The sequence below is a fragment of the Oryzibacillus soli genome (genome assembly GCF_051594765.1).
Taxonomy (GTDB): domain Bacteria; phylum Bacillota; class Bacilli; order Paenibacillales; family NBRC-103111; genus Paenibacillus_AR.
The window spans coordinates 444,765-459,041 of the sequence record NZ_JBPPGJ010000002.1; the positions used below are offsets into that span (position 1 = coordinate 444,765).

Consider the following 14,277-nt stretch of genomic DNA (forward strand, 5'->3'; position numbering starts at 1 on the left):
CCTCCCCTTTCATATGATGGCAGGCGGCAGCAGGCCGGATCGGACCGTCCGCATGCGGTTAAAACGGAAGAAACTCCGGTACAATATATGAAAAAAATGGTTCGCTCATGTATACATAGCTATTTACGAATAAGGGGTCAGACGTTATACTGAAGGTAAGCGATATTTTGAAATCGCGTTTCACTCTGTGAAACGACAAAAAGAACCCTTAACGGGGTACAGGAGGGTAACAACGTGTCCAACAAAGACCAGTATGGGGTGCGCGCCAGCCTTGACGTTGGCGGCAAATCGTATGCGTACTACGACCTGAAGGCCTTATCCAAGCAATTCGGTTCCATCGACCGTCTTCCGTTCTCCATTAAGGTGCTGCTGGAAGCCGCCGTACGCCAATTCGACGGCCGCGCCATTACCGAAGAGCATGTGAAGCAGATTGCAGGCTGGGCGGAGAGCCGCGACGCCAATAAGGAAATTCCGTTCATTCCCGCACGCATCGTGCTGCAGGACTTCACCGGCGTACCGGTCGTCGTCGACCTGGCCGCCATGCGCGCCGCCATGAAGGCCTCCGGCGGGGATCCGAAGCGGATCAACCCTCTCGTCCCCGTGGATCTGGTCATCGACCACTCCATCATGGTCGACGCCTTCGGCAGCAAGGAAGCCGAAGAATACAACACCAAGGTCGAGTTCGAGCGCAACAACGAGCGTTACCGGTTCCTGCGCTGGGCGCAGACCGCCTTCGATAACTTCCGCGCCGTGCCTCCGGGTACGGGCATCGTGCACCAGGTCAACCTGGAGTATCTGGCTTCCGTCACCGCTACGAAGACCGTAGACGGCGAAACCGTCGCTTATCCGGACTCCCTCGTCGGCACCGACTCCCACACCACCATGATCAACGGCCTGGGTGTCGTCGGCTGGGGCGTGGGCGGTATTGAAGCGGAGGCTTGTATGCTGGGGCAGCCGCTGTATTTTGTCACGCCGGAGGTTATTGGCTTCAAGCTGACCGGTACGCTGGCTGAAGGCGCAACCGCCACCGACCTGGCTCTGACCGTCACCCAGATCCTCCGCAAGAAGGGTGTCGTCGGCAAGTTCGTCGAGTACTTCGGACCGGGCCTCTCCGGCATGAGCTTGGCTGACCGCGCGACCGTCGCCAACATGGCTCCGGAATACGGCGCTACCGTCGGCTTCTTCCCGGTGGACAACGAGACGCTGAACTACCTGCGCCTGACCGGCCGCGACGAGGACCAGATTGCTCTGGTCGAGGCCTACTACAAGGCCCAGGGCATGTTCCGCACCGACGCCACACCGGATCCGGTATTCACCGACGTCATCGAGCTGGACCTGTCCACCGTAGTGCCGTCCCTGGCCGGACCGAAGCGTCCTCAGGACCGCGTCGAGCTGACCGCCATGAAGGAAACGTACAACACCATCGTCCGCAACCCCATCGACAAGGGCGGCTATGGCCTGTCCGAGGATAAGCTGGGTGAAGAGGTGGAGGTGGCCTTCGCCAACGGGCAGAAGTCCGTCATGAAGAACGGCGCCGTCGTCATCGCCGCCATCACCAGCTGCACCAACACCTCCAACCCAAGCGTTATGCTGGGCGCAGGCCTGGTGGCGAAGAAAGCCGTCGAGCGCGGCCTGACCAAGCCGGCCTACGTCAAGAGCAGCTTGACTCCGGGCTCCCTGGTGGTGACCGAGTATCTGAAGAACGCCAACCTGCTGGATTCCCTGGAGTCCTTGGGATTCCACATCACCGGCTACGGCTGCGGCACCTGTATCGGCAACAGCGGCCCGCTGCCGGATGAAGTGAGCAAGGCTATCGCCGACAACGACCTGACTGTCGCCGCCGTCCTCTCCGGCAACCGGAACTTCGAAGGACGCGTCCACGCCCAGGTGAAGGCCAATTATCTGGCCTCCCCGCCGCTTGTCGTCGCTTATGCGCTGGCCGGTACCGTGGACATCGACCTGACCACGGAGCCCATCGGCTACGACCAGAACAACCAGCCGGTGTACCTGAAGGATATCTGGCCGACCAATGCCGAGATCCAAGCTGCCGTGAACAGCGCCCTGAACCCGGCCATGTTCCGGGACAAATACAGCAACGTGTTCCGTGCCAACGAGCGCTGGAACGCCATTGAGGTGCCGGAAGGCGAGCTGTACGAGTGGGATGCTTCCTCCACATACATCCAAGAGCCGCCGTTCTTCATCGACCTGGCTCCGGAGCCGGGGCACATCACCGACATCGGCGGCGCCAAGGCTCTCGCGCTTCTGAGCGACTCCGTCACCACCGACCACATTTCTCCGGCGGGCAACATCAAGGTTGACAGCCCGGCAGGCAAGTACCTGATCGACAACGGCGTGAAGAAGGAGGACTTCAACTCCTACGGCTCCCGCCGCGGCAACCACGAGGTCATGATGCGAGGCACCTTCGCCAACATCCGGATCCGCAACGCCGTCGCTCCGGGCACCGAGGGCGGCGTCACCACCTATCTGCCGACCGGCGAGGTGGAGTCCATCTATGACGCTTCCATGAAGTACCAGGACAACGGCACGAATCTGGTCGTCATCGCCGGCAAGGAATACGGCACCGGCTCCTCCCGTGACTGGGCGGCCAAGGGCACCTTCCTGCTGGGCGTGAAGGCCGTCATCGCCGAGTCCTTCGAGCGGATCCACCGCTCCAACCTGGTAGGCATGGGCGTGCTTCCGCTTCAATTCGTAGACGGCGCCAGCTGGAAGAGCCTCGGCATCACCGGCACCGAGACCTTCGACATCTCCGGTCTATCCGATCAGGTCCAGCCGGGCCAGAAGGTCACCGTGAAGGCTACCCGCACCGACGGCACCAGCTTCGAATTCCCGGCGGCCGTCCGTCTGGACAGCATGGTGGACGTAGACTACTACCGCAACAGCGGAATTCTGCAGACCGTTCTGCGCCAGCTCATGGCGTAACACGAGCCGGTCAAATGTGAAACTCCTGCGAACTCGCAGGAGTTTCTTTGTTTTTCACGAATGAGTATAGGTGGAAACTCATACATTTTTTGGATCCCACTAGAGAGTAGACTACAGAACAACAGAACAGGAGCGGATGAGAACCATGAAAGTCAGATTCATGAAAGCTTGTGCCATGCTCGCCTTAATCTTCGCCGTCGTCGTAACGGCCGGATGCCAAGCCGTCGGAGGCGTGGACCTGAACGGCGCCTTCCAGCGTATGATGGAGGTGCAATCCTCGGAGGGCAGCGGCGCCATCACCATAGAATTCAAGTCAGACGGAGCTTCCGGCCCCGAAGCGGACCTGCTGAAAGCCATTAATCCCCTGACGATCCGTATGGACCAGGTGATCAATGAAAGCCCGGAGCGCGCCTCCCTGAGCGGAGCCCTGGTGCTTCCCCGCGGTTCCGTTCCTTTCAAGATGTCCGTTACCCCCGAAGTAATGGTTCTCCAAGTGGACGGAGCCGCCAAGCCCATCGTATTCGATCTGCAGGAAACCGGGGCGGGAAGCATGGCCCTGGGAGCGGCACCCGGCCTGCCTGGTCAGGATCAGCAGCTCATGACTGAGCTGCAGAAGAAGCTGCGGGATCCGGCGCTTCTGAAGCCGGTCTACGGCTATCTGTTCAAGAACATGCCGAACCCGAAGAACACCTCCTTCACCTCCGTGAAGGAGAAGATCCACGGCGAAGACCTGAACCTGGTCAAGGTTGGAACCGAGTTGGACGGCAAGGAGCTGATCCCGTGGATCAAGGGCTATCTGGTGAAGCTGATGCAGGATGACCAAGGGCTGAAGGCCGTGGTCGCCCAGCTGTATGATGCGCTGAAGCCTGTCCTCGACGAGGCCGCGAAAAAGGCTGCAGCAGCCGGCGAGCAACCGAAGCCGCAGCCGGCTCTGCCCGGCGCGGACGGCTCGGTACCGATGCCGATGTCCGGGATGTCCGGTGCGGCTGGCTTGGGACTGCAGCAATCGTTCTCGTCCATCGTCACAGGCCTTCTCTCCGACCGGGATACGGCCATCGAAGTGCTCCATACCGAATCGAAGCAGGTCATGGTCGTGCTCCTGGCCATGCTGGGACAGCTGGAAGCGCCGCAGAACGGAGCCGGCACCTTCTTGAACGATCAGAACCGGTTCAAGGGCGCCATCTACGTGGACAGCAGCCTGCAAGTCCGTCGCACCGACATGGAGCTTAACTTCCAACTGCCGCAAGGAAGCGCAGAAGAAGGCTTGTCCGGCCTGAAGGTCGTCTCCAGCTTCAGCAATTGGAACCAGGGCAAAGCGGTGAAGGCCGATATTCTTTCCACCCAGGATGGCATTCCGGCTAACGACATGACCCGTGCCGAAGATCTGCTCCGGATCGTGGATCCGCAGTCCACCCTGTACAAGGTCCTGAAGCAGGACTTTCACGTCACCCGCAAGACGGCCCAGTTCCCCGTATCCGAGCGTTATCTGGAATATTTCCCTGCCTATTCCGAGAACGGAACCGCCATGGTAAGGGCTAATATGCTGGCTCCCATGCTGGGGCTCAAGACCGAATGGAACGCCCAGGATGAGAGCTTGACCCTGCTGGCCCCTGCCACGGGCAAAAAGATTACCTGGACCATGGGATCGTCCACCGCCCAGGCCAACGGCGCAGCCGTAGAAGCTCCCGCTTCTGCCATGTTGAAGGGCAATGCGGCCTACGTCCCGCTTCGGGCCACAGCCGATGCGCTCGGCGCCCAGATTACCTGGAACGAGCAGAAGAAGATGGTCACGGTCACATTGGAATAGTTCGTCCCAAAAAAGAAAAACTCCGGAGCCGCCGTCGGGCGGTCCGGAGTTTTCTTACGTCTAATGGAGCATCTTGCCCATGCGTGCGGCGAAGGCCATCAGCACCGGCGCCTGCTCCCGCATCTTCTCTGCCGTCAGGCGGTTGGAGGGGCCTGACACGGCCAGAGCCGCCGCCAGCTTCTGGGAGCGGTTGAAGACGGGCACCGCCACGGCGGCCGCTCCGACCTCCCGCTCCTCAATGCTGATGGCGAAGCCGCTGGCTCGCACCTCCTCCAGCTGCTGGACGAAGAGGGCCCGGTCCATGGCCGCCGGCCAATCGGCGGAGTCCAGCACCTGCTGGAGCACCGATGCGTCGGCGAAGGCCACCAGCACCTTGCTGGAGGCTCCCACATAGAGGGGCAGCCTCGCTCCGACCGGCGCCACCCGGCGGATGGCCTGGCTGCTCTGCACGGCCTGAATCCGCACCCGCTCCAGCCCATCCCGCACATACAGGCTGACCGTCTCCCCCAGCTCATCCCGCAGATGCTCCATCTCCGGCAGCAGCACTACCTCCGGATCATCGCTCTGGGACAGATTCGCGGCCAGCTCCCACAGCCGGAACCCCAGCCGGTACTTCTCCGTGGACGGGCTCCGGAGAATGAAGCCCTTCCCTTCCAGCGACGCCAGCAGCCGGTGCACCGTGCTCTTGTGCAGCCCGACCTTGGCGGATATCTCCGTCAGGCTGAGCTCTCCCTCCTCCGTGAAGCATAACAAAATATCAAGCGCCCGTTCCACGGCGCGCACCGTCATTTTCCCGTCGTCCATCCGGATCTCCTCACGATCGATGTTTCATCCTGCGAAACAAAGTTTCTACTACTAGTATATGCCATCCGGCTCCGGTCGTAAAGACTCCCTCGTCATAGTCCAACCTACTTGAAGAATATAGTGGGAATAATAGCTGCATTCCTGAGTATGCGGGAGGTTATGCCATGTTAACGGTATACGGCGCCTTGATGCCGCTGCGTCTCTTGGAGGAAATCCGGTTCTGGAAAATGCAGGAGAAGGAGCATACGGTCGTCATCCGGGAGCTCACCCGGCATCTGGAGCCGGAATATGTCCGGCTGCTGAAGGAATGGGAGCCGGTGTTCGCCCGTTCCGAGAGCGATGCGGGAACCTGGATCGAAGCCGTGCTGCGCTCCCCTGCCGGGGTCACCCCTTACATGCAAATGCAAATCGAAGGCTTGCTGCACGCATCGGTCGAGCAGTCCCAGGCGTTCATCAGCCAGCTGCTCTATCTCTTGTCCCACAGTGCGGCGGTCGGAGCCAATCCCACCGCCCAGACCGTGATTCGCCATATTATCAGGGAATCGGAATATTTCCTCGGCGTCCTGCAGTCCTTCACGTCTGGAGCCGCTCCTTACCGTCAGCCCCCCGCCCTGGAGGAAACGAAGCCGTCCGAGCAGCAGGGGCAGCCCCTGTCGCGTCTGGGGCAGTCGTTCGCCTCCGCCACGTTCTTTCCGTTGAAGCAATCGCTCCGCAGTCAGACCGGCGTCGGCAGGGAGCCCCTTACCCGCAGCGAGACGCCCCGGGAACCGGCGGATGCTTCCGTTACCCAGCCAGAGGAGCATACCGCCACCGGCGAGGGAACCTGGTCTGCCGCAATGGCTCATGAGCTGTTCCCCGTTCCCGTCGGCGGCCACACCCTGCCCCCGCTCCCCTATGCTTATGATGCCCTGGAGCCCCATATCGACGGAGAGACGATGCGGCTGCACCACGACAAGCATCACCAGGCTTATGTCGATGGTTTGAACAAGGCCGAAAGAATGCTGGCCGAAGCCCGCAAGACCGGCGATTATGCGCTGGTGAAGCATTGGGAGCGGGAAGCGGCCTTCCATGGAGCCGGCCATTATCTGCACACCCTGTTCTGGCTCTCGATGTCTCCAAGGGCCGGAGGCCGCCCCTCAGGCGCCATCGCCTCCCAGATCCAGAAGGATTACGGGAGCTTCGATGCCTTCCGCAGCCACTTCTCCGAGGCTGCGGACAAGGTGGAGGGCGGGGGCTGGGCCCTGCTCGTCTGGAGCCCGAGAAGCCACCGTACCGAGATTCTCCAGGCGGAGAAGCATCAGAACCTGTCCCAGTGGGACGTGATCCCCCTGCTGGCGCTGGACGTCTGGGAGCACGCCTATTACTTGAAGTACCGGAATGAGCGCTCTACTTACATCGACGCCTGGTGGAACGTGATCCATTGGAAGCATGTCAACGACCGCCTGGAGGCGGCCCGCCAGCTGAAGTGGATGCCGTATTGATGCGGAATGGCCTCTCTATCCCTTCAATCCGTGGTATTCACTGGCGTGGCTCCGGACCTCCTCCTCGGCATCCGCCTTGGATCGCTTGGCGAGAGCCCAGAGCCAGCGGAAGGACGAAGCTTGCGGCGGCCAGCAGCAGGACGGTCATAGCTCCCCCTCCTCTCCCGACGGAGGCGGAGCCTGGAGCAGGCCCGCTTCCCGGTCCCGCTCCAGCTCCTCCGCCAGCTCGATCCAGAGGTGCTCCATGCCCGGCTCCTCTATGCCTTCTTCCACCCGCCAGTACTCCCTCAGCGGCCGGATATCCTCCAATCGGATGTCCTCGGCCACCACCCGCATGTGGCAGACGTCCGGACCGAACCGGGGGTACAGGAGGACCCGGAGCTCGAAGCCACCCTCTTCCGGCACGTCCACCTCCCCGTACAGCCAGCTGAAGCCTGCCGGATCCTCCGGCAGCTCCACCTCCCGAACGCCGGTGAATACGATCGTGCACCAGCCGGTAAAGTTCATAGCTCCCCTGCAGTCCAGGAGCAGATGCAGCGTATCCGTGCCCTGCAGCTGCAGGGCCGCCACGATCAGCGCATCGTGGAACGAATAATGATCCAGCACCTCTCGCAGCCCGGGCGGCAGGCGAGGCTCGATCCGGCGGAAATGCTCTTCGTAGGTGTGGTATAGCTCCTCCGAGCGCAGGTTCTCCTCCTCGAGCCACTCCCGGATGGGCGCCGCCTTCTCTTCGGGCGGGACGATGCAGCGCAGCCTTCCCCCGTCCATCAGCTCCAGCAGGTGCTCCGGCACATACTTGCGCAGCTGGGGCAGCGCCATCCGGAAGCCGGCGGTCATTTCCTCGTCATAGTCGCGCCCGTCCCGCCGCCAGCCCTCCTTGATCTCCTGCAGCGACGCTTCATCGTCATGGAGCAGCAACAGCCCCCACGTCTGCATCCGTTCATACCATTCCGCCGTGAAGTATATCATCCCGGACCTCCGTTCGCCCAAATGTTTCCACCCCTTAGACGGACCTGAGCGAAAAAAGTTCCGCGGCCAGCGCCGGCCGGGCGAAACAAGAAAAATCCCCCGCCCCGGATGAACCATGGGCGGAGGACCGATATGAGCTTATTCCTTGATCAGCGACATGAACTCGGCGCGCAGGGGAGCATCGTTGCGGAAGTAGCCGCGGACCGCCGAGGTGATGGTCTTGCTGCCCGGCTTCTTGACGCCGCGGGCGCACATGCACAGATGCTCGCCTTCCACCACGACCATAACGCCGTGCGGCTTCAGCTCCTGATCCAGGATGTCGGCGATCTCCGAGGTGATCCGCTCCTGCACCTGCAGCTTGCGGGTGACCGCCTCCACCAGGCGGGCGAACTTGCTCAGGCCCGCGATCTTGCCGCTCGGAATGTAGCCGATGTGGATCTTGCCGAAGAACGGCGCCATATGGTGCTCGCACTGGCTGTAATAGACGATATCCTTCACGATGACCAGCTCCTCGTGCTGCTCGTCGAAGGTGACGCCCAAGACCTCGCGGGGGTCGGCACTGTAGCCGGCGAAGATCTCCTCATACATCCGGGTAACCCGGGCCGGCGTGTCCAGCAGTCCTTCCCGGTCCACATCCTCTCCGATCAGCCGAAGAATCTCGCGGACATGGTGCTCAATCTGCTCCCGGTTCGCTTGAACCTGTGCGTTCTTGTATTCCTTAGCCATGAAGTACATCCTCCTGTGTGCCGGGATTGCTTCCCGTATGCTCGTTATGGGTGACGCCTCCGATGAACCGGATCAATAAATGCAGGCCGCTTGCAAGCGGCGAGGTATCCTTGTACCCTCTCGTCAGCAGAATGCCGCCCTGCAGCAGCGAGACGACGGCCGTAGCCAGCTCGTCCGCCGGCATTCCCTGAAGCGCGATACCGCCCGTACGGGCGCCCTCCTGAAGGGTATCCCGAACCCGGGTCTCCAGCTCCCGGAAGAACACCACCAGACGGCTCCTGATGCCCTCATGATGGTCCGCCAGCTCCAGAGTCATGTTCCCGAAGATGCAGCCCCGGCTGCAGCCGTTCTCGTCGCAGAAGCGGATCATACCCTCGAAGAACCGAATGAGGCGCTCTCTCGGCGGAACGCTGTAATCTCCCAGCGCCGGCTCGATATAGTCCCGCTGCATCTCCCGCATCTTCTCTTCCAGGACGGAGAGACCCAGCTCGTCCTTGCTTTTGAAATGATAATAAAAATTGCTCTTGCAGACTCCGCTGGCGCTAAGAATCTCCTCCAGCCCCGTGGACTGGAACCCCTTCCGGTGGAATAGCTCCATCGCCGCAAGGACCACCTTCGCTTTGCTGCCGCCCGCCAAGCCCTTCCCTCCAAACTCTAGATAGTACCGGTAGGTTCTATTGGAAGCCGGACTCTGCCGGCCCGATGCCCGCGCCCCAAGGGCACGCCCATCCGCCGGTACCGAGCCGGAAGATTGCCGTTATCTGAGCTTCTGGTTCTTCATCATGCTTTGGGCCTTCCGCATCTGCTGGTTGTTCAGATTATACCCCATCTGCTTCGCCATCTTCTGCAGCATCTCCGGGTTCGACTGCATCTTCTCGATCTGCTTCCGCAGGTAGAACACGCCGCCGGCAAAACCGCCCGCTGCTCCAACAATCAGCGTGATTATGGGCAGGATCACATTCCACATCCGTCCGTCACCTCGGCTTCCATCGCCTGTTTCCCAGGCCGTCGTTCTCTATCATAGCATGTTGCAAGATCGCATACAAATGCCGCAATATCTGTTATTTTTCCATGGAAAGCGCTATGCTATGATGGTCCGTTCCTACCAAATACCGTCCATTAGGAGGCTCCCGCCATATGCTGACGCGCAGAAGCCGGCAGGCTCGGGGTTCCCTTCCACGAGTCTTTTGGAAACGCTTCTCGCCGACAAGAAACCTCATCCCGTACCCTTGGAGAGACTGCCCCTCCAACGGGTCAAGATGAGGTTTCTGTTCTTCAAGCCCGATATCCTCTGCGGAGCCTGACATCCAGCCGGGCTTCGATCTTGTCCATCGGGAACCGATCCGCACAGCCCCTGATCTGGAAGATCTCCTCGATCAACGCGACGAATTCCTCCTCGGTCTCCAACAGGATCGCATCCACGTACAGTTCCAATAAGTCATCCTCTTCCAGCTCGTCCAGCGCCGTCGGCCGATGATGAGACCATGCCGCCTGCTCCTTTAGGCTGAGACACTGGAGCCTCTCCGCTATGGTATCCCGCAGTGTGTCAAGATGACCGTATCCGAGCTTCTCTGAATGAAGGAGATCGCCGCCGCTATCTGTGGAGCCCCTCGTCTGCTCCAACCCATCCTGTTGTCCTTCCAAGCCGCTTCCCCCTTGTCCGTTCGGGACCTTATACCCACATGATAACACGGGTTTAACTTCCAGTCCTTCCCTTTTCGCGGGGTAAATGGGTATTTACAACTCCCGGCCACCTATGATAAATTGATAAGTTTTCCCAGAAGTCGAGACTTAAAAAGAGACCTTGTCAGGTCTCCTCCCGCTCCCGGTCATTCAGGAGCTTCTTGATCTTGCGTTCATTGGGCTCGGACACCGGGGCATAGCTGCCCGGGCTTCCGCGGAACATCACGGCCTTCCGTTCCGGGTCATATTCGGAGACCTGCCGGGTGTTCACCACATTGGACCGGTCCAGTCTTTCGTAACCGACGGGCCGGTATGCGGCGTACAGTTCCGAGAGGGAGATGGGATAAATGAACTCGCCTTCCTCCGTATGGACGTATAAGGTATTTTGATAGCTGGAAAAGTAAAGAATCTCCTCCTCACGAATCTCGTGAGGCGTTCCATCCGGCTTCAGAACCCGCATTCTCCCATCTCCAAACTCTCGGCAATTACTTCAATTCTTCCGGCAATTCGGGGCTGTTATACAAGGGCTTCAGGATAACGGCGAACACTCCGGCACAGACCGCCAGCATTGCAGATGCGTGGCGCGCGGCATAACGTTGAATACGCTTCATGCAGGCTCCTCCTTCTTCCATGGGATTATTGTTACAGACTGTACCAGGAAGGCCAGTCCCATAACCTGGGATCCGATCAGCAGGTTGGCGGCGGCCATGCCGGCTGACAGAAGCTTCAGCCGCGGATGCCATGAGACGGGCATTCGCGTATTGGAGTCGGGACGCGGAGCGAGGAGCAGCATGATCAGGAGGGTTGCCGCGTTCAAGACCAAGAGCAGGCTGGACGGCAGAGCGGGCACCATCGGGATGCCCGCACACACCGCGGTGGAGAACAGATTGCAGCCCCATTCGGAGCGGATATGGGCCCCTCCCGACGACATGCGCAGCAGCATCAGGCTGACCAAGGTCAAGAGGACGGCCTCCGTCCTCCCCGCCAAGCTTCCCAAGAGCAGGGAAGCCGCCACGATGAAGGCCGTATTAAGCAGAATCCGGAGGGCATAATGCATGACCCCTACGGAGACCGGCCCGTCCGGATCAGCGCGCTTCAGGGCCGACGCGATTTTAAAGGCCAAATGATTCATCCTGGTTCCAATCCTTCTGATGGGAGATGTACAGATAGCCGAATAGAAGCAGCGCATACAGCACCGGAATGACCATGTACCCCTCCTGCCCGAAGTACCCGGTCAGGAAGAGAGTCAGGATGATGACGGCCGAGGACGGCACATTCAGGCCCAGCAGTATCCAATCGTGCCGGACGAAGCGCAGTCTGCCGCGGGGTTGATCCGGGACGAAGTCGAAGCCCTTGCGCCTTCTGGCCAGCAGCCAGCCGATGAAGACGGCCGACGCCGCAGAAACGAACTGCAGGATGTAGGTCGCGCTCTGGGTGACCGCCGGAATCTTGGACTCGAAGAGACCGGCCTCGGAGAAGACGAAATAATAGACGGTCTGAAGCACAAAGTAGGCCTGGTAGGTCATCCCGGTCATGATCACCGCATAGAAGACATGGATCCGGAAGAGCATCCAGACGAACAGGAACATCAGCAGGAACTGTGCGATCACATCCACGGTGCTGAAGCCGTAAACGACCCGAAGCGTATGTGAAACGAAGGACATGACGACAGCGGAGAACAGCATCTCTCTTCGCAGCAGATCGATTTTGAAGATTCTGAACATCAAGATGAACATGGCCCCGGTTTCCAAAATCGAAAAGAGCATATAGAGGATAAAGTCAGCCAAGTCGAACACTCCCGTTTCTCGCAAATAGTGACAAATCTCTCATGTAGTCTACTATATCGGATAGGAATGTCGAACTCAACAGAAAGTCATATAAACGCTCTACTCTTCTCCCAGCGGGGGAAGCTCCAGGGCGAAGCGGAAGAGATGCTCCCCGGAAGAACGGGTTGGCTTCAGAGAGATTCGGTACACCGTCAGAGGGGCGCCTTGGTGCGCTTGGGTGTCGATTCTCTCGAAGGAGACCGACAGCGCGTCCTGGTCGTACCGTAGCAGCACCTCGCCCCGGCTTCCGGCAAGGCGTACGGTGCCATCGGCCATCTCCGGAGCCACCGGGCTCATGAAGACCTCCTCCAGCGATTGGGTAGAAAAGCGGAACCGGAATCGGTCCGTCAGCTCCAGCCGCGCTACGCCGGACTCCGGATCTCTGCCCCAGTCGAAGGTGCGGTCGAAGCGCTCCAGATTGGGCACGCCGTAGGCGCGGGTCAGATCCAGGGCAAGCCGGATCCGGTCCTTCTCCACCCGCTTGTCGGTCACCACGGCCTTGGCCTCTGCTCCGGGCAGCTGCTCCGCTCCCTCGATTACCGGCACCGAGTGTCCCCGGGACGCATTGTGGAGAATGGCATACCGTTGTGGTCCGAAATACTCGCGGGTGTAGACCCCCGCTCCCAGGTCCATCAGCAGGCTCTCTCCCCCCGTATGGAGGATAAAGTGGCCCAGGTCGTTGTGGTTGTGGGGCTCGTTGTTGTGCCCGCCCTTGGCGGAGAAGGAGAGCAGCTCCTCCCCGTCCCTCAGCCGGCCGACCACCCAGACCAGGTCCTCGAGCTCCGCCGTTTCTTCCGGCACCGCCTGCCGCAGAAGACCGGGGTCCGTCCAGAACAGATTCCGGGAGGTATGCGGGAACCGGTAGCAGTGGTCGTGGTGCAGGGAGGGAACCTCGTCCATATAGGGCGCACCGGTCCCGCAGCGGTGAACCAGACGGGATACCATGCCCGTGTGAAGCGTACCCTTCTCCGAGGCGTCGGAGAAGTTGACGAAGCGGTTCGGCGACAGGGTGATGGACAGCGGGAAGGACGCCATGCGGCGGATCTTCTCACCGTCCAGCAGCCGCAGGCGGCCGGCCGTGAAGTGCTCCAGCATGTCGGCGTAATAGGTGTAATAGCCGAAGCCATAGACCCAATAGCCGATGCCTTCCGCACAGCCCCCGTCCGCCCCGTAGCCCTCCAGGAAGCAATCCATGGCCCGCAGGACTCTATCCGTCATGCCCGCAAGGCGCTGCGGATCGTCCACGGCCAGAAGGGCCGCCATCCCCACCGCTCCCGCACAGACGGAAGCCCAGTTATGGGTGGCGGATTCCCAGGAGAACGGAGCCGGATCGTCGAACAGGGGGCGGAAGGTCCGATCCTCCAGCTCGCTGCGGATGCGGTGGGCGATCCAAGGATTCAGCCGGTCCTCCAGCAGATAGAGGACCTCCGCCAAGCTGTGGGCCGTCTCGGCCGCGAACAGATCCACCGTATGAGGCGGCGTGCGCCGTGACTGCTTCGCCGCATCCAGCCCGACGGGGATGTGGGCGGGCAGCGACCAGGTATACTCCCCGCAGATCTCCCAGATCAGATCCTCCAGCGCTCCGATGTACCGGTCGGTCCCGTCCAGCAGCGTGGCGAAGGTCAGGCCCAGCAGCCGTCTGCGGCGGTCAAAATACGGCCGCTCGAATTCCAGGCGCGTCCCCTCCTTCTCGAAGAGATGGAACAAGGAGAAGGGCAGCGGCTGCACGGGCTCCCGTACGGCGCGCTCCGCCTCCTCGCGGATCTCGCCCAAGAGCGGCTGGAGCTCCGGCACACGCTTAGCCGATTCCAAGGCGGCCCTCCAATCGGTTCCGTAGGGAAACGCCGGAGAGCTGCGGCCCGCATCTGCGGCAGTGACGGCTTCTAAGATCTCGCGGAAAGTATACTGCATATGAAAGTCCTCCTTGTGGATGGAAGGTAGATTTAAACGTTTTAATAAGAGGCGTCGAGGATAAACGCCTCTTAAGCGTCTTCAAGACGCCGTGCGTTTATCCGAAAGCCGAACCCGCCACGTATCCTTC

At 60.6% G+C, this 14,277-nt stretch carries 14 protein-coding genes; 3 read left to right on the plus strand and 11 right to left on the minus strand.

The features are described 5' to 3' along the window. Positions 1-234 precede the first annotated feature (234 nt). Both acnA and ACSEXW_RS03970 read left to right on the plus strand, forming a co-directional pair. Entirely contained in the window at positions 235-2,940 is a 2,706-nt protein-coding gene (gene acnA / locus ACSEXW_RS03965; protein WP_438444793.1) for an aconitate hydratase AcnA, read from the plus strand. A gap of 145 nt (positions 2,941-3,085) precedes the next feature. Continuing rightward, the gene (locus ACSEXW_RS03970) at positions 3,086-4,747 is read left to right on the plus strand and encodes a copper amine oxidase N-terminal domain-containing protein (protein WP_438444794.1); all 1,662 of its coding nucleotides are present in this window, start codon (positions 3,086-3,088) and stop codon (positions 4,745-4,747) included. 60 nt (positions 4,748-4,807) lie between these two features. On the opposite strand, the gene ACSEXW_RS03975 is transcribed toward ACSEXW_RS03970, so the two are convergent. Then, positions 4,808-5,551 carry an IclR family transcriptional regulator gene (locus ACSEXW_RS03975; RefSeq protein ID WP_438444795.1) on the minus strand — a complete coding sequence of 248 codons (744 nt, stop codon included), beginning with the start codon at positions 5,549-5,551 and terminating at the stop codon, positions 4,808-4,810. Between the two features lie 164 nt (positions 5,552-5,715). Here ACSEXW_RS03975 and ACSEXW_RS03980 point away from each other — a divergent pair, with 164 nt between their 5' ends. Then, positions 5,716-7,032, plus strand: a complete 1,317-nt coding sequence (locus ACSEXW_RS03980; protein WP_438444796.1) for a Fe-Mn family superoxide dismutase — start codon at positions 5,716-5,718, stop codon at positions 7,030-7,032. 144 nt (positions 7,033-7,176) lie between these two features. On the opposite strand, the gene ACSEXW_RS03985 is transcribed toward ACSEXW_RS03980, so the two are convergent. The 10 genes from ACSEXW_RS03985 to ACSEXW_RS04030 all read right to left on the minus strand — a co-directional run bounded on the left by ACSEXW_RS03985 (position 7,177) and on the right by ACSEXW_RS04030 (position 14,147). Further along, positions 7,177-8,001 (minus strand): DUF4085 family protein, encoded by an 825-nt coding sequence (locus ACSEXW_RS03985; RefSeq protein ID WP_438444797.1) that lies wholly within the window; start codon positions 7,999-8,001, stop codon positions 7,177-7,179. Positions 8,002-8,139: 138 nt separating this feature from the next. Beyond that, positions 8,140-8,727, minus strand: a complete 588-nt coding sequence (gene folE, locus ACSEXW_RS03990; RefSeq protein WP_438444798.1) for a GTP cyclohydrolase I FolE — start codon at positions 8,725-8,727, stop codon at positions 8,140-8,142. After that, positions 8,720-9,364 (minus strand): TetR/AcrR family transcriptional regulator, encoded by a 645-nt coding sequence (locus ACSEXW_RS03995; RefSeq protein WP_438444799.1) that lies wholly within the window; start codon positions 9,362-9,364, stop codon positions 8,720-8,722. The genes folE and ACSEXW_RS03995 overlap by 8 nt, the downstream gene beginning before the upstream one ends. Positions 9,365-9,484: 120 nt before the next feature. Beyond that, on the minus strand, positions 9,485-9,694 hold the full coding sequence (locus ACSEXW_RS04000; RefSeq protein WP_438444800.1) for a YneF family protein: 210 nt from the start codon (positions 9,692-9,694) through the stop codon (positions 9,485-9,487). Positions 9,695-10,002: 308 nt separating this feature from the next. Then, on the minus strand, positions 10,003-10,371 hold the full coding sequence (locus tag ACSEXW_RS04005; protein ID WP_438444801.1) for a hypothetical protein: 369 nt from the start codon (positions 10,369-10,371) through the stop codon (positions 10,003-10,005). 163 nt (positions 10,372-10,534) lie between these two features. Further along, positions 10,535-10,870, minus strand: a complete 336-nt coding sequence (locus ACSEXW_RS04010) for a LytTR family DNA-binding domain-containing protein (RefSeq protein ID WP_438444802.1) — start codon at positions 10,868-10,870, stop codon at positions 10,535-10,537. A gap of 25 nt (positions 10,871-10,895) precedes the next feature. Further along, positions 10,896-11,021 carry a hypothetical protein gene (locus tag ACSEXW_RS04015; RefSeq protein WP_438444803.1) on the minus strand — a complete coding sequence of 42 codons (126 nt, stop codon included), beginning with the start codon at positions 11,019-11,021 and terminating at the stop codon, positions 10,896-10,898. After that, positions 11,018-11,533: an accessory gene regulator B family protein gene (locus tag ACSEXW_RS04020; RefSeq protein ID WP_438444804.1), complete on the minus strand. Its 516-nt coding sequence runs from the start codon at positions 11,531-11,533 to the stop codon at positions 11,018-11,020. Before ACSEXW_RS04020 ends, ACSEXW_RS04015 begins: the two co-directional genes overlap by 4 nt. After that, a complete protein-coding gene (locus tag ACSEXW_RS04025; protein ID WP_438444805.1) occupies positions 11,523-12,197 on the minus strand; it encodes a hypothetical protein in 675 nt (224 codons plus the stop codon). The genes ACSEXW_RS04020 and ACSEXW_RS04025 overlap by 11 nt, the downstream gene beginning before the upstream one ends. Before the next feature lie 99 nt (positions 12,198-12,296). Next, positions 12,297-14,147, minus strand: a complete 1,851-nt coding sequence (locus ACSEXW_RS04030; protein WP_438444806.1) for a heparinase II/III family protein — start codon at positions 14,145-14,147, stop codon at positions 12,297-12,299. Positions 14,148-14,277 lie beyond the last annotated feature (130 nt).

What these genes read in the sequence shown, in the direction of transcription:
- ACSEXW_RS03970 (WP_438444794.1), top strand. Translation starts at nt 3,086, where the DNA reads ATGAAAGTCAGATTCATGAAAGCTTGTGCCATGCTCGCCTTAATCTTC.
- ACSEXW_RS03975 (WP_438444795.1), bottom strand. Translation starts at nt 5,551, where the DNA reads ATGGACGACGGGAAAATGACGGTGCGCGCCGTGGAACGGGCGCTTGAT.
- ACSEXW_RS04010 (WP_438444802.1), bottom strand. Translation starts at nt 10,870, where the DNA reads ATGCGGGTTCTGAAGCCGGATGGAACGCCTCACGAGATTCGTGAGGAG.
- ACSEXW_RS03980 (WP_438444796.1), top strand. Translation starts at nt 5,716, where the DNA reads ATGTTAACGGTATACGGCGCCTTGATGCCGCTGCGTCTCTTGGAGGAA.
- ACSEXW_RS04030 (WP_438444806.1), bottom strand. Translation starts at nt 14,147, where the DNA reads ATGCAGTATACTTTCCGCGAGATCTTAGAAGCCGTCACTGCCGCAGAT.
- ACSEXW_RS04015 (WP_438444803.1), bottom strand. Translation starts at nt 11,021, where the DNA reads ATGAAGCGTATTCAACGTTATGCCGCGCGCCACGCATCTGCAATGCTG.
- ACSEXW_RS04000 (WP_438444800.1), bottom strand. Translation starts at nt 9,694, where the DNA reads ATGTGGAATGTGATCCTGCCCATAATCACGCTGATTGTTGGAGCAGCG.
- folE (WP_438444798.1), bottom strand. Translation starts at nt 8,727, where the DNA reads ATGGCTAAGGAATACAAGAACGCACAGGTTCAAGCGAACCGGGAGCAG.
- ACSEXW_RS03985 (WP_438444797.1), bottom strand. Translation starts at nt 8,001, where the DNA reads ATGATATACTTCACGGCGGAATGGTATGAACGGATGCAGACGTGGGGG.